Annotated in this window: 19 protein-coding genes and 1 tRNA gene; 10 read left to right on the top strand and 10 right to left on the bottom strand. The window is 59.6% G+C overall.

What is annotated here, in order from left to right:
* The first annotated feature begins 84 nt into the window (after positions 1–84).
* Positions 85–519 (top strand): VanZ family protein, encoded by a 435-nt coding sequence (locus ACM5SV_RS17700; protein WP_206642389.1) that lies wholly within the window; start codon positions 85–87, stop codon positions 517–519.
* A 10-nt stretch (positions 520–529) separates the two neighbouring features.
* Here the strand turns inward: ACM5SV_RS17700 and ACM5SV_RS17695 are convergent, their stop codons facing one another.
* The 3 genes from ACM5SV_RS17695 to wrbA all read right to left on the bottom strand — a co-directional run bounded on the left by ACM5SV_RS17695 (position 530) and on the right by wrbA (position 1,686).
* Entirely contained in the window at positions 530–661 is a 132-nt protein-coding gene (locus tag ACM5SV_RS17695; RefSeq protein ID WP_012757157.1) for a hypothetical protein, read from the bottom strand.
* Positions 662–794: 133 nt separating this feature from the next.
* A tRNA-Leu gene (locus ACM5SV_RS17690) sits at positions 795–879 on the bottom strand.
* A gap of 210 nt (positions 880–1,089) precedes the next feature.
* Positions 1,090–1,686, bottom strand: a complete 597-nt coding sequence (wrbA, locus tag ACM5SV_RS17685; RefSeq protein ID WP_003538774.1) for an NAD(P)H:quinone oxidoreductase type IV — start codon at positions 1,684–1,686, stop codon at positions 1,090–1,092.
* A 284-nt stretch (positions 1,687–1,970) separates the two neighbouring features.
* Between wrbA and ACM5SV_RS17680 the strand changes: the two genes are divergently transcribed.
* From ACM5SV_RS17680 to ACM5SV_RS17665, 4 genes are all read left to right on the top strand, one after another.
* A complete protein-coding gene (locus ACM5SV_RS17680; protein WP_012757156.1) occupies positions 1,971–2,747 on the top strand; it encodes a competence/damage-inducible protein A in 777 nt (258 codons plus the stop codon).
* A gap of 107 nt (positions 2,748–2,854) precedes the next feature.
* Positions 2,855–3,697, top strand: coding sequence for a universal stress protein (locus tag ACM5SV_RS17675; protein WP_064648899.1), 843 nt, complete (start codon positions 2,855–2,857; stop codon positions 3,695–3,697).
* Between the two features lie 180 nt (positions 3,698–3,877).
* Positions 3,878–4,372: a xanthine phosphoribosyltransferase gene (gene gpt / locus ACM5SV_RS17670; RefSeq protein ID WP_017993700.1), complete on the top strand. Its 495-nt coding sequence runs from the start codon at positions 3,878–3,880 to the stop codon at positions 4,370–4,372.
* Between the two features lie 194 nt (positions 4,373–4,566).
* Positions 4,567–5,157 (top strand): hypothetical protein, encoded by a 591-nt coding sequence (locus ACM5SV_RS17665; protein ID WP_017993699.1) that lies wholly within the window; start codon positions 4,567–4,569, stop codon positions 5,155–5,157.
* A 235-nt stretch (positions 5,158–5,392) separates the two neighbouring features.
* Here the strand turns inward: ACM5SV_RS17665 and ACM5SV_RS17660 are convergent, their stop codons facing one another.
* Positions 5,393–5,674: a hypothetical protein gene (locus ACM5SV_RS17660; RefSeq protein ID WP_157628321.1), complete on the bottom strand. Its 282-nt coding sequence runs from the start codon at positions 5,672–5,674 to the stop codon at positions 5,393–5,395.
* Between the two features lie 121 nt (positions 5,675–5,795).
* Between ACM5SV_RS17660 and ACM5SV_RS17655 the strand changes: the two genes are divergently transcribed.
* Together ACM5SV_RS17655 and ACM5SV_RS17650 are read left to right on the top strand one after the other, a co-directional pair.
* Entirely contained in the window at positions 5,796–9,611 is a 3,816-nt protein-coding gene (locus ACM5SV_RS17655; RefSeq protein WP_222015689.1) for a vitamin B12-dependent ribonucleotide reductase, read from the top strand.
* 240 nt (positions 9,612–9,851) lie between these two features.
* Positions 9,852–10,760, top strand: coding sequence for a hypothetical protein (locus ACM5SV_RS17650; RefSeq protein WP_012757080.1), 909 nt, complete (start codon positions 9,852–9,854; stop codon positions 10,758–10,760).
* 186 nt (positions 10,761–10,946) lie between these two features.
* Here ACM5SV_RS17650 and maiA read toward each other — a convergent pair whose 3' ends face one another.
* From maiA to hppD, 4 genes are all read right to left on the bottom strand, one after another.
* Positions 10,947–11,579: a maleylacetoacetate isomerase gene (gene maiA / locus ACM5SV_RS17645; RefSeq protein ID WP_207579916.1), complete on the bottom strand. Its 633-nt coding sequence runs from the start codon at positions 11,577–11,579 to the stop codon at positions 10,947–10,949.
* Positions 11,576–12,601, bottom strand: coding sequence for a fumarylacetoacetate hydrolase family protein (locus tag ACM5SV_RS17640; RefSeq protein ID WP_222015687.1), 1,026 nt, complete (start codon positions 12,599–12,601; stop codon positions 11,576–11,578). The genes maiA and ACM5SV_RS17640 overlap by 4 nt, the downstream gene beginning before the upstream one ends.
* Before the next feature lie 39 nt (positions 12,602–12,640).
* The gene (gene hmgA / locus ACM5SV_RS17635) at positions 12,641–14,002 is read right to left on the bottom strand and encodes a homogentisate 1,2-dioxygenase (protein ID WP_012757077.1); all 1,362 of its coding nucleotides are present in this window, start codon (positions 14,000–14,002) and stop codon (positions 12,641–12,643) included.
* Between the two features lie 61 nt (positions 14,003–14,063).
* A complete protein-coding gene (hppD, locus tag ACM5SV_RS17630) occupies positions 14,064–15,173 on the bottom strand; it encodes a 4-hydroxyphenylpyruvate dioxygenase (RefSeq protein ID WP_012757076.1) in 1,110 nt (369 codons plus the stop codon).
* A gap of 130 nt (positions 15,174–15,303) precedes the next feature.
* On the opposite strand from hppD, the gene ACM5SV_RS17625 reads away from it, so the two are divergent.
* The gene (locus tag ACM5SV_RS17625; protein ID WP_003558671.1) at positions 15,304–15,783 is read left to right on the top strand and encodes an Lrp/AsnC family transcriptional regulator; all 480 of its coding nucleotides are present in this window, start codon (positions 15,304–15,306) and stop codon (positions 15,781–15,783) included.
* 51 nt (positions 15,784–15,834) lie between these two features.
* Here the strand turns inward: ACM5SV_RS17625 and ACM5SV_RS17620 are convergent, their stop codons facing one another.
* Entirely contained in the window at positions 15,835–16,296 is a 462-nt protein-coding gene (locus tag ACM5SV_RS17620) for an Lrp/AsnC family transcriptional regulator (RefSeq protein WP_012757075.1), read from the bottom strand.
* A gap of 123 nt (positions 16,297–16,419) precedes the next feature.
* On the opposite strand from ACM5SV_RS17620, the gene ACM5SV_RS17615 reads away from it, so the two are divergent.
* Complete coding sequence (locus tag ACM5SV_RS17615) at positions 16,420–17,211, top strand: phenylalanine 4-monooxygenase (RefSeq protein ID WP_222015685.1); 792 nt, start codon at positions 16,420–16,422, stop codon at positions 17,209–17,211.
* A gap of 60 nt (positions 17,212–17,271) precedes the next feature.
* On the opposite strand, the gene ACM5SV_RS17610 is transcribed toward ACM5SV_RS17615, so the two are convergent.
* The gene (locus tag ACM5SV_RS17610) at positions 17,272–18,285 is read right to left on the bottom strand and encodes a L,D-transpeptidase family protein (protein ID WP_041935502.1); all 1,014 of its coding nucleotides are present in this window, start codon (positions 18,283–18,285) and stop codon (positions 17,272–17,274) included.
* A gap of 119 nt (positions 18,286–18,404) precedes the next feature.
* Here ACM5SV_RS17610 and ACM5SV_RS17605 point away from each other — a divergent pair, with 119 nt between their 5' ends.
* Complete coding sequence (locus ACM5SV_RS17605; RefSeq protein ID WP_419425341.1) at positions 18,405–19,298, top strand: LysR family transcriptional regulator; 894 nt, start codon at positions 18,405–18,407, stop codon at positions 19,296–19,298.
* Positions 19,299–19,329: the final 31 nt, after the last annotated feature.

Raw genomic sequence — 19,329 nt, 5'->3', positions numbered from 1 at the left:
CAAAAGAAAGCCCGTTTCGGCCGTTTCCGGTTCGCTCCCGGACCGGTTCGCTCCGAGGAAGGCTTTCTTAAGCCAATCGCGAAATTGGCGGCACATGAACTGATTTTAACTGTCAATGAAAAGGGCGGCCACTTATATGAAGCTATGATGATCTTCAAATTCGCAAAACCGCTCGCCTGGCTGCTGCTTGCCTTCATCATCTTCGCTACGGTTTCCCCGATCGGAGAGAGGCCGGACACGGTCACCACGGTCGATGTCGACCGTGCGGCCGCCTATCTTCTCGTCGGCTTGGCCTTTGCGCTCGGTTATCCCAAACAGTGGAAGATGGTGGCGGTGCTGCTGATCGTCGGCGCATTCGCCATCGAATATCTGCAATATCTCGCGCCTACCCGCCATCCGCGCCTGCATGACGCGAGCATCAAGGCGATGGGCGCAGCCCTCGGGCTGCTGGCTGGCTGGGTGATCAACAGGTGGCGCGAGACCAAAGCGCCAAACGCGCTTCCTTTCGCAGAACGCTGATTATCTCGAGTTAGAAATCGCTCAACTGCACTGCCCAGAAGAACAGTGGTATCGCAGCTATCGCAGTTCCGAGAACAAGTGCGACGCTGGTCTTGAAGATCCGGATGCGCCGAACCTTGGTCCCATTCCAATCGTAAACCATCGTCTTACTCCCACAAGACAATACTTACTCAACCGCCTTACTGTCGCGGCGCAATCCTTGCATCGAAAATGTCATTGTCAAGCAAAAACACGCTTTTACGCGCAGATGCGGGCAAATTCAAAGTGGATAGTTGTGGTGCGGGCGACGGGGGTCGAACCCGTACAGCCAAGGCCGAGGGATTTTAAGTCCCTTGCGTCTACCAGTTTCGCCACGCCCGCTTGCGGCATTTTCAATATCTTGCGCCATTGGCGATGGGAAGAGCCGGGAGGCGTAAAAATCGCGCCTGTTTTGGCCGGCAGCACCGACGAATGATCGGCCAAGCATTTCCGCTCGAAAGCCGCCACTGATCAAGGGCCGCCAGTCTGTGGACAAAAAGAGGCGCGGCGAGCCCCATGCCCGCCGCGCCTTCATTATTTCAGCGTCAAAGATCAGGCGAGCTTGGCAGCAAGCTTGGCGACATGGGCGCCCTGGTATTTCGCGCCTTCCAGCTCGATCTCGGAAGGCTGGCGCGAGCCGTCGCCGTTGGTGATGGTGGAGGCGCCGTAAGGCGAGCCGCCCTTGACTTCCTCGGTGCCCATCTGGCCCTGGAAGGCGTAAGGCAGGCCGGCAACGACCATGCCCTGGTGCAGGAAGGTCGGGATGAAGCCGAGGATGGTCGATTCTTGGCCGCCGTGCTGGGTTGCCGAAGAGGTGAAGACCGAACCGAGCTTGCCGACAAGCTTACCGGCGAACCAGAGGCCGCCCGTCTGATCCCAGAAATTGCGCATCTGCGAGGCGACCGTACCGAATCGGGTGCCGGCGCCGACGATGATGGCGTCATAGTCCGCCAGTTCATCGACGGTGGCGATCGGAGCCGCCTGGTCGACCTTGTAATAGGAAGCCTTGGCGACATCTTCCGGAACCAGTTCCGGAACGCGCTTGACGGTGACCTCGGCACCGGCCGATTTCGCGCCTTCGGCGACGGCATAGGCCATGGTTTCGATATGGCCGTAAGCCGAATAATAAAGAACGAGAACCTTCGCCATCTTCTATCTTCCTTGAAACATCGTTGAATTTCGTGCCCGACGTGACTTCTATCAGCGCGCCTGGTTGAACAAAGCCCCGCCCTCAAGAACTCAGTGTTCAACACCCGGAGACGAAAATTCGCTTGCGGTTTTCATTTCGGCAAAAATGACGCATCGCCCCAATTTAAAAGTTAGAGCATCATGTCGTCCGAACCCGCCTGCACTTTTCGGCATCATGCTCTTGGTGTTTGCAAAGCGACCGAACGGCGCTACCTATTCCCCAGCCTCACATCACGGAACATCCTATGAGCCAAGACATCGTCGTCACCGCCGCCATGCTCGCCATCGGCGACGAACTTCTCTCCGGCCGCACCAAGGATAAAAATATCGGCCATCTCGCCGATTTGCTGACGCTTTCCGGCATCGATCTCAAGGAAGTGCGCATCGTCGCCGACGACGAGGACGCGATCGTCGAGGCGCTGAACGCGCTTCGCGGCAAATATGATTATGTCTTCACCTCGGGCGGTATCGGGCCGACGCATGACGACATCACCGCCGACGCCATCTCCAAGGCTTTCGGCGTGCCCTGCGAATATGACGAGACGGCGATGACGCTGCTTGCCGAGATGTATCGGCGCCGTGAAATGGAATTCACCGAGGCGCGCCAGCGCATGGCGCGCATGCCGCGCGGGGCTGCCCATATTCCCAATCCGGTCTCGACCGCGCCCGGCTTCATCATCGGCAACGTCTACGTCATGGCCGGTGTGCCGCAGGTCTTCCAGGCGATGGTCGACAATGTGCTGCCGACGCTTCGAACCGGCACGCCGGTGCTTTCGCTCGCCATCGCCTGCCCTTACGGCGAAGGTGAGATCGGTACGCCGCTGACCGCGATCCAGAAAGCACATCCGGAGACCAGCATCGGCTCCTACCCGCGTTATATCGGCCAGAAATTCTCGACCGAGATCGTCGTGCGCGGCCGCTCCCAGGCGGTTATCGATGCAGCCGGCGCCGAGGTGCGGGCAATGATCGACGCTATCCGCCAAAGAAAGGACATTGCCGAAAACCATTCCGCCGAGGCTTGAGGGCAACGCCGGAACCTGGGGCATCCTTGATCCCTATCAAGGAACAGGAGAACGGTCCGGCGCATTCCTTCCCTCGCGCAAGCCGTTTCAGCGCAAGGAGAATTGATATGTCTTACAAAACCATTCTCGCCATTCTCGATACATCTGACAATAGTACCGCGGTTGCCGATTTCGCCTTTGCCATCGCTGCTGAAAGCGGCGCCCATGTGATCGGCCTGCATGCCGAAATCATCTCCGCCGTGCCGCTGGTGGCGCCGATGGAAATCCCCGATCCCGTTGCCGTGCAGGCGCTGCAGGACATGGCGCATAGCGAAACGATTGCGGTTGAGCGCATCTTCAGGGCGAAAGCGGAGGCATCAGGCGCCTCCTCCGAGTGGCGCAGCTTTGCCACATCGACCGGATACGGCTCCGCGCCGCTGATCGAAAGTGCGCGCAGCGCCGACCTCTTGATCGCCTCGCAGGCCGACCCGGCCAGACCTTCCGACAGCCACGTCGACGTCGACAGCTTTCTCTTCGAAACCGGTCGGCCGGTGCTGATGATCCCCTATATCATCCGCCAACCGAAGCCGATCAAGCGCGTGCTGATCGCCTGGAACGGTTCGAAGGAGGCGGCGCGCGCGACCTTCGACGCGCTGCCGATCCTCAAAGCCGCCGACGAGGTGGAGATCTTTTCGGTCGATCCGGCCGACACGGCGCTGCAATCGCCGCTGACGGCAGGCGCCGACATCGCCGCGACGCTTGCGCGTCATGGCGTGAAGACGACGCTTTCGACGGCACAAAGTGTGGACAAAAGCGCATCGCATGTCATCGAGAACCGGCTTTCGGACAGCAGCATCGATCTTCTCGTCATGGGCGCCTATACGCACTCCTGGCTCTGGCAGATGATCTTCGGCGGCACGACCAAGACCCTGCTGCAATCGATGACGGCGCTGACCCTGTTGTCGCGTTGATTGGCTGCTCTTGCCTTTTGCCGGCAAATCCCGCTAATTGCGGCGACCGATGACAGCTTCGAGCTCGGCCCCCTCTCGCGCAGTTCCGGCTGCGCGATTTGCGTTTTGCCAATCGCCGCTTCAAGCCTGTCCGGTCGCCGGCCAACGGCGTGTCGTTTTTTCATGCCGCGGAGCAGCCCGATGTCCCTTCCCGATAAAGCCTTTCCCGTTTCCTGGGATCAGTTCCACCGCGATGCGCGCGCCCTTGCCTGGCGGCTTGCCGGCTTGAATCAGACATTTAAGGCGATCGTCTGCATCACCCGCGGCGGCCTCGTTCCGGCCGCGATCATCTCGCGTGAACTGAACATCCGGCTGATCGAGACCGTCTGCGTCGCGTCCTATCATGACTATGTGAACCAGGGTGACATGGTGCTGCTCAAGGGAATAGCGCCCGAACTTATGGAGAATGGCGGCGAAGCCGTGCTGGTCGTCGACGATCTGACCGATACCGGCAAGACCGCCGCACAGGTGCGCACTATGCTGCCGAAAGCACATTTCGCCTGCGTCTACGCCAAGCCGAAGGGCGTGCCGACGGTCGATACTTTCATCACCGAGGTGAGCCAGGATACCTGGATCTATTTCCCCTGGGACATGGGTTTCACCTATCAGGAGCCGATCGCCAAGGGCGCGGGCTGATCGTTACAGACCAAAGCGCGCGACAATCGTATTTACCACTTGAAATTGTTCCAGATTTTGTCAGCGAGGTCTTCGGAATCCGCTATCGGGATCTGCACATCTATTTTATCTTTTGCTCATAAAATCGACAGATGCGAATCGTGTCGGGTTGCGCCTCAAGCGTGCGGCGAACAATACGGGTATAGGGAAGCAAGATGGCTCGATGGGGGCATGTAGGAGCGGTTGTGACTGTCGGGCTGGGGACCTTTCTGTTGCCGCTGGCGCCCGTCCATGCTGAGCCTGCCTACGTTCCCCTCGTGCACGACTACGTCGAGAAGCGGATCCGACCAATTGTGGAAACGCCATTGGTACTGAAGGCCATTGCCGAGCAGAACGCGAAATTCGGCAATGTCAGCGAGATGGATATGCGGGTACTCGATGAGGCCTACCGGTCGGAAGTCAATCAGCACCACCTGCAGATGGTCAAGCTGTTGCTCGACAAATCCGTGTCGCAGTACCTGAGGGAAAATCAGGATGCTTCGCAGGGCGCGATTCTCGAATTTTTCGTCACGGACTCGCATGGGCTGAATGTCGGGCAGAGCACCATCACCGCCGACTTCTGGCAGGGCGACGAGGAGAAATATCTCCAAACCTTCGCCAGCGGCTCCCGCGAGATCTTCATCGACCGGGCGGAACGCAACGAATCCACCCAGAACCTCGAGACGCAGGCGAGCTTCGTCGTCATGGACGAAGAGAACAGGCCGATCGGCGTCGCCATCGTCACCATCGCCATCGATGCGCTCTAACAGCATGTCGCGCAAAAGTTTGCGCTTTTGCGATAACGACGTGCTTTAGGAGCACTGATTTCACCGGCGAATCGGCATGCTCATTTGCGGCGGAAATGCCATCACAAGATTTGCCGCATGACGCTTTTTTGGCGTTTCGACCTTTTCCTTAGCCGGCAACACCTGCAAGCCATTGTAATATCAGCGCTCCCCGGCTTTCCCCAATCTCCACAGGCGCATCCACAACATGTTGTGGTTAGCAATCAATTAAAAGCCAGCCCTTGACGGAATCAGCTGTTTCAAACTTTACTGATCCTGATGTTGCGGCGGCGACAGGACCGGAGGTAACGAGCCCGGTTCCCTTTTGAAAATTAGGACGCGGAATCAGGGCGATGGACCGGAAACAGTTCAGGCCCGACAGGATTTTTGCGCGGTTTTCAGCCTCCAAAAAAAGTGACATCGGGGCTGGCGATAATAAGCTGTTAATACTATATTTAGTGTTTGCAGCCACCATCACCACAAGATACAGGAAGGACATCTCCGGATGACACCCCTGTCACAATACGGAAACGAGACTGGCTGCGCGACGACAAAGTGCCGCCGGATAGGAATTTTGCGCCGAGGTCGCGGGGACCAGGCGCCAACACGAGGTCAAGACAATGCGCATCGAACGTCGTTTCACGAAGGCCGGCCAAGGCGCCTATGCGGATATCGAATTCCGCAAGGCGACGAGCGAGATCAAGAACCCCGACGGTTCGATCGTGTTCCGCCTCGAGAATATCGATGTTCCCGCGCAGTTCTCCCAGGTCGCGACCGACGTTCTGGCGCAGAAGTATTTCCGCAAGGCCGGCGTTCCCACCCGACTGAAGAAGGTCGAGGAAAACGATGTTCCTTCCTTCCTGTGGCGCTCCGTTCCCGACGATGCTGCGCTGAAGACCCTGTCCAAGGACGAACAGACCGGCTCCGAAATCGATGCGCGCCAGGTCTTCGACCGTCTTGCCGGCACCTGGACCTATTGGGGCTGGAAGGGCGGCTATTTCTCCTCCGAGGAAGATGCCTCGGCCTTCAAGGACGAGCTTGCCTATATGCTCGCCACCCAGCGTGTCGCCCCGAACTCGCCGCAGTGGTTCAACACCGGCCTGCATTGGGCCTACGGCATCGACGGCCCCGGCCAGGGTCATTTCTACGTCGATCCCTTCACCGGCAAGCTGACCAAGTCCAAGTCGGCCTACGAACACCCGCAACCGCATGCCTGCTTCATCCAGTCTGTCGAGGACGATCTCGTCAACGAAGGCGGCATCATGGACCTCTGGGTGCGTGAAGCGCGCCTCTTCAAATACGGCTCCGGCACCGGCTCCAACTTCTCGATGCTGCGCGGCGAAGGCGAAAAGCTTTCCGGCGGCGGCCGCTCCTCCGGCCTGATGAGCTTCCTGAAGATCGGCGACCGCGCCGCCGGCGCCATCAAATCGGGCGGCACGACACGCCGCGCCGCCAAGATGGTGGTCGTCGACATCGACCATCCCGATATCGAGGAATACATCAACTGGAAGGTCAAGGAAGAGCAGAAGGTTGCGGCTCTCGTGACCGGCTCGAAGGTTGTCGCCAAGCATCTGAAGGCGATCATGAAGGCCTGCTTCAATTGCGAAGGCGGCGACAACGGCGATTGCTACGACCCCAACAAGAACCCTGCCCTGAAGCGCGAAATCCGCGCCGCCAAGAAGGACCAGGTTCCCGAGAACTACGTCCAGCGCGTCATCCAGTTTGCCCGCCAGGGCTACAAGGATCTCCAATTCAAGACCTACGACACGGATTGGGATTCGGAAGCCTACCTCACGGTATCCGGCCAGAACTCCAACAACTCCGTCTCGATCAAGGACGACTTCCTGCGCGCCGTCGAGAATGATGGCGAATGGAACCTGACCGCCCGCAAGGACGGCCGAGTGATGAAGACGCTGAAGGCACGCGATCTCTGGGAAACCATTTCCTACGCTGCCTGGGCCTCGGCCGATCCGGGCATCCACTTCAACACGACGATGAACGACTGGCACACCTCGCCGGCCGGCGGCCCGATCCGTGGCTCGAACCCATGCTCGGAATATATGTTCCTCGACGACACGGCCTGCAACCTTGCCTCGCTGAACCTGCTGCAGTTCAAGGACAAGGCCACCAAGCGCATCAACATCGCCGACTACGAACATGCGGTTCGCCTGTGGACCGTCGTGCTCGAAGTCTCGGTGATGATGGCGCAGTTCCCGTCGAAGCGCATTGCCGAACTCTCTTACGAATACCGCACGCTCGGCCTCGGCTACGCCAATATCGGCGGTCTGCTGATGTCAACAGGCATTCCCTACGACTCCACTGAGGCCCGCGCCATTGCAGGCTCGTTGACCGCGATCATGACCGGCATCTGCTATGCCACCTCGGCCGAAATGGCTGCCGAGCTTGGGCCCTTCCCGAACTTCGCGCCGAACCGCGAGAGCATGCTCAAGGTCATTCGCAACCATCGCCGTGCGGCGCATGGCGAGAGCTCCGGCTATGAGGCGCTGTCGATCAACCCGGTCGCGCTGATCCATTCGGAAAACCCCGACCAGGATCTCGTCGCCCACGCCAAATCGGCCTGGGACAAGGCGCTCGCGCTCGGTGAACAGCATGGCTACCGCAATGCCCAGGTCTCGGTCATCGCGCCCACGGGCACGATCGGTCTCGTCATGGATTGCGACACCACCGGCATCGAGCCCGACTTCGCCCTCGTCAAGTTCAAGAAGCTCGCCGGCGGCGGCTACTTCAAGATCATCAACCGCGCCGTGCCCGACGCGCTGCGCACGCTCGGCTATTCGGAAAGCCAGATCGCCGAGATCGAGGCCTATGCCGTCGGCCACGGCAACCTGAACCAGGCGCCGGCTGTCAATCCGTCGACGCTGAAGACCAAGGGCTTCACCGACGAGAAGGTGGAAGCCGTCAACGCCGCGCTGAAGAGCGCCTTCGACATCAAGTTCGTCTTCAACCAGTGGACGCTCGGCGCCGACTTCCTGAAGGAGACGCTGAAGGTTTCCGACGAACAGCTCGCCGACATGAGCTTCAGCCTGCTCGACCATATCGGCTTCTCGAAGAAGGACATCGAAGCCGCCAACATCCATGTCTGCGGTGCGATGACGCTGGAAGGCGCGCCCTTCCTCAAGAATGAACACCTGCCGGTCTTCGATTGCGCTAATCCCTGCGGCAAGGTCGGCAAGCGCTACCTCTCGGTGGAAAGCCATATCCGCATGATGGCGGCGGCTCAGCCGTTCATCTCGGGCGCGATTTCCAAGACGATCAACATGCCGAACGAGGCGACCGTCGAGGATTGCAAGAACGCCTACATGCTTTCCTGGAAGCTTGGCCTCAAGGCCAACGCGCTCTATCGCGACGGCTCGAAGCTGTCGCAGCCGCTCAATTCCTCACTGATTGAGGACGAAGACGACGAGGATGCGCTGGAGGAACTGCTGCAGGCGCCGCTGGCCGCCCAGGCCGTCACCGTCACCGAGAAGATCATCGAGCGGGTGATCGAACGAGTTTCGCGCGAACGCGAAAAGCTGCCGAACCGCCGCCAAGGATATACCCAGAAGGCCGCCGTCGGCGGACACAAGGTTTATCTGCGCACCGGCGAATTCGGCGACGGCCGCATCGGCGAGATCTTCATCGACATGCACAAGGAAGGTGCTGCCTTCCGTGCGATGATGAACAATTTCGCCATCGCCATCTCGCTCGGCCTGCAATATGGCGTGCCGCTCGAGGAATATGTCGAGGCCTTCACCTTCACCAAGTTCGAGCCGGCCGGCATGGTCATCGGCAATGACGCGATCAAGAACGCCACCTCGATCCTCGACTATGTCTTCCGCGAGCTTGCCGTCTCCTATCTCGGCCGCCATGACCTCGCGCATGTCGATACGTCTGATTTCTCGAACACGGCGCTCGGCAAGGGCATCCAGGAGGGCAAGACCAACCTGCTCTCCACCGGCTGGACCCGCGGCTACAAGCCGACGCTGGTGTCCGGCACCGGCGGCGAACGCCAGGCAGGCGAACCCAAGGGTGCGGCCACCGCCGCCCCTGCCCGCGCCGCTTCCACCGGCACTGTGACCGCCTTTGCAGGCAGCGCTGCCCGCAAGCTGGAGCCGACGATCGCCGTCTCCACCTCCGAAATCGTCGCCTTCAAGCGCGATTACGAAGAGCGCGCCAAGGAATTGGCGGAAGAGATCGCCGAAGAGGTGACCGAGGAACTCACCAGCGACGCAACGGCCCTCTTCTCCGACAAGGCGGCAGCCGACGCGGCAACGGCGAAATCCGAAGCCAAGAAGCGCGAAGCCGAACGCCGCCAGCGCTCGATCATGCAGGGCTATACCGGCAACATGTGCTCGGAGTGCCAGAACTTCACGATGGTGCGGAATGGGACTTGTGAGAAGTGCGACACGTGCGGTGCTACGAGCGGGTGCAGCTGAGTAGGCGGTGATTGTGTAGCGCCACCCGAAGGCGTCCGAGAAAAATTGATCGATAGTGAAAAGCCGCCGACAGTCAGCTGCGGCGGCTTTTTTTGGCCGAGACGATCGCCACTCGTTTGAAGCTCGAGATAGACGCCGCGGTCTTCTCACTTCTCCTACAGCCTGCCTGGTGAGCTACGAGCAGGCTTGCAAGAACATTCGTCGCAATGTTGAATAGTTACAGTAAACGCGGGGGAATCGATGCGTTACATCGTGGCTGGGTTGTTGTTTCTATGCGCATTTCCTCTGTCTGCGGCGGAGATCACGCGAGAGCCGTTGGAGGGCGACACAGACCTGATCTCCGTCACGGGCGTCTTGAACGAAGGCGACGAAATTGTCTTCAGAAACCTGGCCGCCGCCTCCAGCAAAGCCCTTGTTTTTCTAAACAGCGAGGGCGGTGATCTCAAAGCCGGGATTGAGATCGGACGTGCCATCCGCCTTCGAGGCTTTGCCACTGCCACCCCGCCGGGGACCTTGTGCGCGTCGGCTTGCGCCCTGACCTGGCTTGCCGGTTCGCAGCGGTTTCTTCAGCCCGAATCCAATATCGGTTTCCATGCCGCCTATCGCGTGGTCGACGGAAAGGCCAGCGAGAGTGGTGTCGCCAACGCACTGGTCGGAGCTTATCTCAACCAGTTGGGATTGTCCGAGACTGCCATCGCCTACGTGACGTCGGCACCGCCTGAAGGCATCGCGTGGCTGACGGCCGCGAAGGCGCAGATGGTGGGCATCACTTACGACGCGATTGACGAGGACGGACCTGATCCGGCGTCCGAGGCGGGCAAGACGTTTCCCCACGATCCCATGGGCACGGTGACGGCCTTCTACTCCGCGCTCGCCGCAGCCGATGGTGAAACCGCCTCAGCGCTGGTCGTTCCGGAGAAACGCGGCCAAGGCCCATTCAACGAAGTGTCGATCCACGCCTTCTTCGGCGCGATGTCGGAGCCGCTCAAACTCACGGGAACGGCACTACGCGGCAATGATGATGTCCGGGTTTCGTACGAATACGTCACCAATGATGGACGTCGCTGCCAGGGTCGTGCCGATGTCCAGACCACCTACGTGTTTGGCAAGACCCTGGTCTCGAGGATCAAGGCGCTTGATGGCTGCTAGACAAATTACCGCACCTCGCCCGCGGACCGGCGATGCTTACTCTTCATACCTACAGGAATTGGCATCGCATTCGCCGCGATCGTGAGATCCCAGTCCACGCGATCTGGTGTGTGCCGGCCATTGATGCGAGAGCCGCAGGAAGAAGGGGATGCTTCTTCGAATTTCGTCCCGGGTCCCGCTCTGCCGTTACGGCTTCACGCGGTCGGGATGCGCCGCCTGGAAGGCCGGCAGGTCTGCGCATCCGGCGTCGATGTCGACGATGCGCTTGAAAGCGGTCAACTCAACGCCCCAGCGACGGGCGTTGTAGACCTGGGGAACGAGGCAGAGGTCCGCCATCGTCGGCGTATTTCCAAAGCTGAACGCGCCATCGGCTTTGCCGATCATGGTTTCCAGTTTGCCCAGTCCGTCGGTAATGAAATGCTTCATCCATTCCTCGCGGGCATCGGCCTTGTCAGCCATGCTCATCAGATGTGACACGACATGCAGGTTGCAGATCGGATGGATGTCCATGGCGACCGCATATGCGAGAGCGCGGACTTTCTGGCGATCGGCAATGTCAGATGGCAGCAATCCGCATTCCGGCCTGGTCTCAGCGAGGTATTCGACGATCGCCAGCGACTGCGTCAGTGTTTTCCCGTCGATCACCAATGTCGGCACCAGTCCCTGCGGGTTGAGGGCCAGATATTCCGGCGTCCTGTGCGCGCCCTCCAACAGGTTGATGGGCACGGTCTGATAATCGATGCCCAGGAGATTGAGCGCGATGCGGACGCGATAGCTCGCCGATGATCGCCAGTAGTCGTAGAGAACGACCTCCTTCATTGCGGCCCGGCTCCGCTGTATTTCTCGACCGTCTGCTCGATCGCCCCGAAGATCGAATGGCCGGCCTTATCCTTCATCTCGATGCGGACCTGATCGCCGAACTTCATGAAGGCGGTCTTCGGCGATCCGGTCTCGATGGCCTCGATCATCCTGAGTTCGGCGATGCAGGAGTAGCCGCTTCCGCCGTCTTCCACCGGCTTGCCCGGGCCGCCGTTGAGCTTGTTGGACACCGTTCCCGAGCCGATGATCGTGCCGGCCGCGAGATTGCGGGTTTTGGCGGCGTGGGCGATCAACTGGCCAAAATCGAACGTCATGTCGATGCCGGCGTTGGCCGTGCCGAATGGCTTGCCGTTCAGGCTGACGAGCAGCGGGAGATGCAGCTTGCCACCGTCCCACGCATCTCCAAGCTCATCCGGCGTCACCGCGACCGGAGAAAATGCCGATGCCGGCTTGGACTGGAAGAAGCCAAATCCCTTCGCCAATTCGTCCGGGATCAGACCGCGCAGCGAAACGTCGTTGACGAGCATCAGCAGGCGGACGGCGCCGCGTGCAGCCTCCGGGCTGGACCCCATGGCAACGTCGCCGGTTATGACGGCGACCTCGCCCTCCATGTCGATCCCGTAAGCCTCGTCGGCCATCACGATCGGGTCGCGCGGCGCAAGGAAAGCGTCCGACCCGCCCTGATAGATCAGCGGATCGGTCCAGAAGCTCGCCGGCATCTCGGCGCCGCGTGCCTTGCGCACCAGTTCGACATGGTTGACGTAAGCGGAGCCGTCGGCCCATTGATAGGCGCGCGGCAAAGGTGACGTAGCGTCATGTTCGTGAAACCGGGTCGTCGGCTGGGCGCCGGTCTCGACGCCTTCGGCAATGAGCGCGAGCCTCGGAGCCACATGCTCCCAGTCATCGAGTGCTGCCTGCAATGTGCGGGCGATATGACCGACCTCGGAACAGCGGGTCAGGTCGCGGGAAACGACGACGAGCCGGCCGTCCCGCGTGGAGTCTTTTAACGTCGCAAGTTTCATGTCCGAATTCCGTGCAGGAGGATGACTTCAGTTGATGCATCACTTGATGCCGGGGGTTCCGTCGAACTTGCGTTCCAGGCCGTCCCAGCATTCCAGGTAATTATCCTGTAGCGTTTCGAGCTCGGCTGCGTATTTCGTCAATTGCTGCGGGTACCGGGTCTCGAACATGAAGGCCATGGTGTGATCGAGCTTCACCGGTTTGAGCTCGGTATTGGATGCCTTTTCGAAGGCGAGCGCGTCCGGTCCGTGGGGAAGCATCATGTTGTGCAGGCTCATGCCACCAGGCACGAAGCCCTCCTCCTTGGCGTCATACTGGCCATGGATCAGGCCCATGAATTCGCTCATGATGTTGCGGTGGTACCAGGGCGGACGGAATGTATGCTCGGCGACCAGCCAGCGCGGCGGAAAGATCACGAAATCGACATTCGCCGTGCCCGCATCTTCGGTCGGCGCGGTCAGCACCGAAAAGATCGACGGATCGGGATGATCGAAGCGGATAGCGCCGACCGGCGAGAACGTCCGCAAGTCGTATTTGAACGGGGCGTAGTTGCCGTGCCAGGCCACCACATCCAGCGGCGAATGGCCGATGTCGGTGACATAGAATTTTCCGCACCACTTCACATGCACGCGGCACGGCGTTTCCTTATCCTCGAATGCGGCGACAGGCGTCTTGAAGTCACGCGGGTTTGCCAGGCAGTTGGCGCCGATCGGTCCGCGGTCCGGCAGGGTGAATTTCGCGCCGTAGTTCTCGCAGATGTAGCCACGCCAGACCGTCTGGTCGCCACCCCTCATGATCTTGAACATCATGCCGCGCGGGATCAGGCATATTTCCAGGGGCTCGACATCCATGATGCCCATTTCGGTGAACACTCTGATGGCGCCGAGCTGCGGCACGATCAGCAATTCACCATCGGCGTTGAAGAAGTAATCGTCGACCATGTCCTCATTGAAGACATAGGCATGGGCTGACATGCCCACCTGGGTGGTGGCATCGCCTGCCGTGGTGATGGTCCGCACCCCCTCGAGAAACGTCAGCTTCTCCGAGGGTGCGGGGATGGGATCCCAGCGAAGCTGGCCGAGAGGAAGCGAATGTTCGTCCAGGCAAGGTGCGGTTTTCCAGAGCGGATAGGACGCGTTGGAGAAGCGACGGGTGTGACGCACGCTCGGGCGGATGCGGTAAAGCCAGGACCTTTCGTTGGTCCCGCGCGGCGCGGTGAACGGCGAGCCGGAAAGCTGCTCCGCATAGAGACCATAGTTGCATTTCTGCGGACTGTTCTGGCCTTGCGGCAAGGCGCCGGGAAGCGACTCGGTTTCGAAGTCATTGCCGAACCCCGGCATATATTTCAGCGTGTTTGCTGTCGCGGCTTCACCATCCGACGTCTGGATCGATGTCTGGTCCATGCTCACTCCTCCCCGAACACTCCAGCGCCGCGCGTCTGAAAGATGCGCGGCGCTAGTGAGTTTACTCCGCTGCAGTCCCGATGACACCACGCTTGATCTGATCGGCCTCGATCGACTCAAAGAGAGCCCGGAAATTGCCTTCGCCGAAACCCTCGTCGCCCTTGCGCTGGATGAACTCGAAGAAGATCGGGCCGATGACGGTCTTGGAGAAGATCTGCAGCAGGATTTTCGTCATCCCGCCATTCACCACACCTTCGCCATCGATGAGGATGCCGTGCTTCTTCATCCGTTCGACAGGTTCACTATGGCCGTTCACGCGTTCATAGGACATGTCGTAATAGGTCTCCGGCGGACCCGGCATGAAGCGCAGGCCGTTGTCGGCAAGCCTGTCGGTGGCGTCGTAAATATCCTCCGTTCCAACGGCGATGTGCTGAATGCCCTCGCCCTTGTACTTCTTCAGATATTCCTCGATCTGGCTGGTGTCGTCCTTCGATTCATTCAGCGGAATGCGGATTTTGCCGCAGGGCGAGGTGATGGCGCGGCTCACCAGACCGGTGATGCGCCCATCGATATCGAAGAAGTGGATCTGCTTGAAATTGAACAGGTTGCGGTAAAAATCCCACCACTTGTCCATGTTGCCGCGAAAGACGTTGTGCGTCAGATGGTCGAGATAATAGAAGCCGATCCCTTGGGGATGCGGGTCGCGCTCGCCGAGCCAATCGAACTCGGCCTCGTAGGCCGATCCCTTGGCACCATAGGTCTCGACGAAATAGAGCAGCGAGCCGCCGATGCCGACAATCGCCGGAACATCGAGCATCTTGTCGTCCCCTTCATACGGGACAGCGCCTTTTGACACCGCATGCTTGAACGCGTGTTGGGCGTCGACGACGCGCCAGGCCATCGATGGGGCGCAGGGACCGTGATTTGCGACGAAGCGCGCGGCATGGCTGCCGGGTTCGGCGTTCAGGACATAGTTGATGTCGCCTTGTCGCCAGACGGTGATATCTTTCGTCTTGTGTTTGGCGACCGCAACATAGCCCATGCGTGTGAAGAGTTCGCGCAGCGTTTCGGGCTCGGGATGGGCGAATTCGACGAATTCGAAGCCGTCGGTGCCGGCCGGATTGTCGGCGGTGATTTCCGAGGGCGGCGCGTCATGCGGGAAAGGACCCATTTTCTTTCCTCCAGAGGAAATTGCATTTGATATGCAAAGTGTGGCCCAAAACGCGTGCAAAGTTCTTGCATTCTTTATGCTTCAGGAGGAGATTATGCACGATCTGTGAGCGTTTTGGAGATTTCGTGCAATGGATGAGCCGCTCGATAAATTGGACCTGCGCCTGCTCCAGGAACTGCAAAAGGATGGCAGGCTGACGAACAACGAGTTGGGCGAGCGGATCGCGCTTTCACCGTCGCAATGTTCGCGCCGGCGCACAAGACTGGAGGCTGAAGGATATATCCGCAGCTACCGCGCCTACCTCGATCGGCAGAAGCTTGGTCTCGATATGCTGGTGGTCATTTCCGTGACACTTGCGACCCACAACAGAGACAATGCCCGCCGGTTTTCGCAATTGATCAACGGGTTGCCTGAAGTTCTCGAAGCCTATGCGCTGACCGGTGAAATGGACTATCACCTGACGGTCGCGACCCGCGGCCTCGCCGACCTCTCGAAATTCGTCAACGACGTGCTGTTGCCCCACGAGTCGGTGCAGCACGTGAAGACGTCGATCGTCCTCGACACGCTGAAGACATTCGAAGGCTTTCCGGTGCTGATGCCGGGCCATTGACATGGCGACAGCACGCGATGATGTCGACAGCATCGCCCTGCGCAGTCATATCTAGAGCGGCAATTCGGTCGAGAATTTCAGCTCGCGCAGCACAAAGCTCGAGACCACCGTGCGCACATGCGGGTTGCGCATGAGATAGCGGGTCATGAAGGCTTCGTAGCTTTCCACGTCGCTTGCCCTTATCTTCAGCATGTAGTCGAAGGCGCCCGACAGGGCGTAGCATTCCATGATCTCCGGCCGCTCCAGCACCATCGAAGCGAAAGATGCGACCGCCTCTTCGTGGTGATCCTCCAGCGTCACATGCGCGATCACACAGAGCTTGAGATCGAGTTTTCCAGGATCGAGCAGCGTCACCCGCTTGCGGATGACGCCGTCGGCTTCAAGCTCCTGGATCTTCCGCCATGCCGAACTCTGCGACATGCCGGCCTTTTCCGCCAGGTCGGCCAGCGACAGGCTGCCGTCGGCCTGGACGAGCTGCAGAAGCTTACGGCGAAAATTCCCAGGTTCTTTCATTTTTGGCGTCTCTTTCGGGAATATTTGCCACCATTATGGCGACAGCCAGCATGAAAGAAAAGAAAATCCTCCAAACTCGGATCATAATGGCAGGAAAAGTGCCCTGCTCGGGAGGATCAGCACATGACCAAGGAAAGCAGCTATACCGCCAAACTGCCCGGCCCGGATGGTTTGTACGACTACACCCCGGATGAAGATGTTATCTGGGGCGAACTCTACCGGCGTCAGATGACGCTGCTTTCCGATACCGCCTGCCGCGAATATCTGGACGGCGTCAAAATGCTGGGGCTGAAGCCGGATAAGGTGCCTCAGCTTCTCGATGTGAACAGACGCCTGAACGAGACCACCGGCTTTGGCGTCGAAGGTGTGCCGGCGCTCATTCCGCCCTCACGCTTTTATGAACTTCTGTCACAAGGCAAATTCCCGCTTGCAACCTTCCTGCGCCGTCGCGAACATATCGACTATATCGAGGAGCCGGACCTGTTCCACGAGGTCTTCGGCCACTGCCCCATGCTCACCAACCAGAGCTATGCCAATTTCGTCCGGCATTTCGGCGAAACCGCCGTCCGCCTCGGCAAGGGCTATTCATGGCATCTGTTCCGGATCTTCTGGTTCACTGTCGAATTCGGCCTGATCAATACGCCGCAGGGACGCCGCTGCTTCGGCGCGGGCATCGTCTCATCGCCCAACGAAGCGAAAGTAGCAATGGAAGGCAAAGCGTGCGAATTCCGGCCGTTCGATCTGCTGAGCGTGCTGCGGACGCCCTACCGGATCGATATCCTCCAGCCGATCTACTATGTGATCGACAGCTTCGCCGATCTTGAAGCGATCGTGGAGCAGGATATCGAGGCCACGATCCTCAAAGCAAAACAGCTGGGAGATTTCGCCCCGGCTTTCGAAGCCAAAGCTTCGTGAATCGCGAATGATAGGGAGCGACGCCAACACATCGCGTCGACGACGGACTGGAGAAGGCAGTCACTTCGGAGCGGCTGAACTTCGATTGACGAAGTCCACCACGACCCCTGGTTTGACCATAGCCGCCAACTCTTCGGCATCCCAGTTCGTCAACCGCACGCAACCGTGCGAGCCAACCTTGTCGATGAGCTTCGGTTCCGGTGTCCCATGTATACCATAAGTCGGCTCGGTCAGATCGATCCAGACCGTACCAACAGGACCGTTCGGCCCTTTCGGGATCGTCAGGACCTTATCGTTCTTTCCCTGTTTGAAGTTGCGCTTCGGGTCATACCGGTAGACCGGCATCCTCGCGACACCCTTGACCTTGTGTTTTCCTGACGGCGCCGGATTGTCTTCGCTTCCGATCGTTGCGGGATAGACTGCAAGCAGCGATCCATCCGCGGCATAGGCGAGCACCTGCCCCGTCTTCCTGTCGGCCTCGATCTTCTTGACCTTTCCTTGCCTTGGAGAGCCGGGATCCACGACCCACACCGTATCGCCAGGAGCAAACTGCGAAGCCAGGTTGAGCGCATGCACGAGATCGATGCCCATGTGGAACCGCTCGGATAGTTTCTCTGCAACGCTCGTATATCCCAAGCTCTGCATCTTTGCCTTCTCGCCATAGTCTTCGGGAATCTTGTCGACGACGCCCGCGGCATCCTCTGCCGAGACGACATAGCTTTCAACGATCGGGGCAACGATGGCGGCATTGCCTTCAAGGCGGGAGGCGACCTCTGGATCCAGCCTCCCATCGACAGGAAGATTGTTCATCGCCTCGAAGCCGGCCACGGCCTTGTCTACGTTTTCGCCGGAGAGGCCATCGATCACGCCGGGAGACGAGCCTGCACGGTCGAGCAGGACCTGAAGGCGGACGATCGCCGGGTCCGGATCTGCGGGCTTGGGCTTCCCTGCCTCAAAGGAAGCAATCGACGCGCTATTGATTGCTTCGGGTCGGAGTTCCCGCGCGCTAGCACCGCCAACGGAGATGGTGAGAGCGAGCAGCGACATCGGCAGGGCTGTTTTCATGGACGACAAATGGTCGGCGGCGCAACTTGTTCCAGTGCGACCCGAGCCAGAGGGGTGTTCACGATGATTTCAATGTCCAGCCTCAGCAAATTCAGTACAACGGCCATTTGATCCGAAGGAGCTCGTGAATGCCGCGCGAGAGCGTCAATGACCTGATGGCCTTTCTGGCGGTCGCCCGAGAGAAGAGCTTTACGCGGGCGGCTGCGAAGCTGGGCGTGTCTCAATCGGCGCTCAGCCACGTTGTCCGCCAGCTCGAGGCGCGGCTCGGGATCCGGCTGCTGACCCGTACCACGCGGGCCGTTTCGCTCACTGACGCTGGAGAGCGGTTGTTCCAAGGCGTGGGGCCTCATTTCGACGAGATCGAGGCTCAACTCGAAACCATCACGGAATTCAGGGAAAAGCCGGCCGGGAACATCCGCATCACGGCATCCGACCATGCGATCAACTGGATCATCTGGCCGAAGCCCCAGCGTTTCCTGCCGAACAACCCTGACATCAAGGTGGAGTTGATGCGCGAAAACGGGCTGTCTGACATCGTGACCGAGCGCTTCGACGGCGGCGTCCGGATGGGAGAGCAGGTGGCGAAAGATATGATCTCGACACGCATCGGGCCTGATTTCCCTTTTGCCGTCGTCGGCGCACCCTCATATTTCGACGGCAATGGGGTTCCGGAGCATCCGCAGGACCTTGTCCGCCACAACTGCATCAACGAGCGCCTGCCCACGTATGGCGGCTTCTGGGCATGGGAGTTCGAAGACAACGGGAAAGAGATCAGGATCAGGGTGGAGGGACAGCTTGCCTTCAATAACTCCTATCAGAGTGTGGAAGCGGCGCTGGACGGACTTGGCTTGGCATACGTACCGGAAGACGTCGCGCTACCTCATATCGCGGAAGGCCGTCTGAGACGCGTGCTGGAACCCTTTTCCCCACACTGGGATGGCTACCATCTCTACTATCCCAGCAGAAGGCAGTCCTCTCCGGCTTTCGTGGCGCTGGTGGACGCCCTGCGCCACCGAACCTGACGATCGGCATCGGGTATAGTCATTCTCTTTT

Origin of the sequence: Rhizobium sp. CRRU65 (assembly GCF_048551595.1) — a bacterium.
Taxonomy (GTDB): Bacteria; Pseudomonadota; Alphaproteobacteria; order Rhizobiales; family Rhizobiaceae; genus Rhizobium; species Rhizobium leguminosarum_J.
This window is presented reverse-complemented; position numbering and strand designations above follow the sequence as displayed.

What these genes read in the sequence shown, in the direction of transcription:
- ACM5SV_RS17695 (WP_012757157.1), bottom strand. Translation starts at nt 661, where the DNA reads ATGGTTTACGATTGGAATGGGACCAAGGTTCGGCGCATCCGGATCTTC.
- wrbA (WP_003538774.1), bottom strand. Translation starts at nt 1,686, where the DNA reads ATGGCGAAGGTTCTCGTTCTTTATTATTCGGCTTACGGCCATATCGAA.
- ACM5SV_RS17680 (WP_012757156.1), top strand. Translation starts at nt 1,971, where the DNA reads ATGAGCCAAGACATCGTCGTCACCGCCGCCATGCTCGCCATCGGCGAC.
- ACM5SV_RS17675 (WP_064648899.1), top strand. Translation starts at nt 2,855, where the DNA reads ATGTCTTACAAAACCATTCTCGCCATTCTCGATACATCTGACAATAGT.
- gpt (WP_017993700.1), top strand. Translation starts at nt 3,878, where the DNA reads ATGTCCCTTCCCGATAAAGCCTTTCCCGTTTCCTGGGATCAGTTCCAC.
- ACM5SV_RS17665 (WP_017993699.1), top strand. Translation starts at nt 4,567, where the DNA reads ATGGCTCGATGGGGGCATGTAGGAGCGGTTGTGACTGTCGGGCTGGGG.
- ACM5SV_RS17660 (WP_157628321.1), bottom strand. Translation starts at nt 5,674, where the DNA reads ATGTCCTTCCTGTATCTTGTGGTGATGGTGGCTGCAAACACTAAATAT.
- ACM5SV_RS17655 (WP_222015689.1), top strand. Translation starts at nt 5,796, where the DNA reads ATGCGCATCGAACGTCGTTTCACGAAGGCCGGCCAAGGCGCCTATGCG.
- ACM5SV_RS17650 (WP_012757080.1), top strand. Translation starts at nt 9,852, where the DNA reads ATGCGTTACATCGTGGCTGGGTTGTTGTTTCTATGCGCATTTCCTCTG.
- maiA (WP_207579916.1), bottom strand. Translation starts at nt 11,579, where the DNA reads ATGAAGGAGGTCGTTCTCTACGACTACTGGCGATCATCGGCGAGCTAT.
- ACM5SV_RS17640 (WP_222015687.1), bottom strand. Translation starts at nt 12,601, where the DNA reads ATGAAACTTGCGACGTTAAAAGACTCCACGCGGGACGGCCGGCTCGTC.
- hmgA (WP_012757077.1), bottom strand. Translation starts at nt 14,002, where the DNA reads ATGGACCAGACATCGATCCAGACGTCGGATGGTGAAGCCGCGACAGCA.
- hppD (WP_012757076.1), bottom strand. Translation starts at nt 15,173, where the DNA reads ATGGGTCCTTTCCCGCATGACGCGCCGCCCTCGGAAATCACCGCCGAC.
- ACM5SV_RS17625 (WP_003558671.1), top strand. Translation starts at nt 15,304, where the DNA reads ATGGATGAGCCGCTCGATAAATTGGACCTGCGCCTGCTCCAGGAACTG.
- ACM5SV_RS17620 (WP_012757075.1), bottom strand. Translation starts at nt 16,296, where the DNA reads ATGAAAGAACCTGGGAATTTTCGCCGTAAGCTTCTGCAGCTCGTCCAG.
- ACM5SV_RS17615 (WP_222015685.1), top strand. Translation starts at nt 16,420, where the DNA reads ATGACCAAGGAAAGCAGCTATACCGCCAAACTGCCCGGCCCGGATGGT.
- ACM5SV_RS17605 (WP_419425341.1), top strand. Translation starts at nt 18,405, where the DNA reads ATGCCGCGCGAGAGCGTCAATGACCTGATGGCCTTTCTGGCGGTCGCC.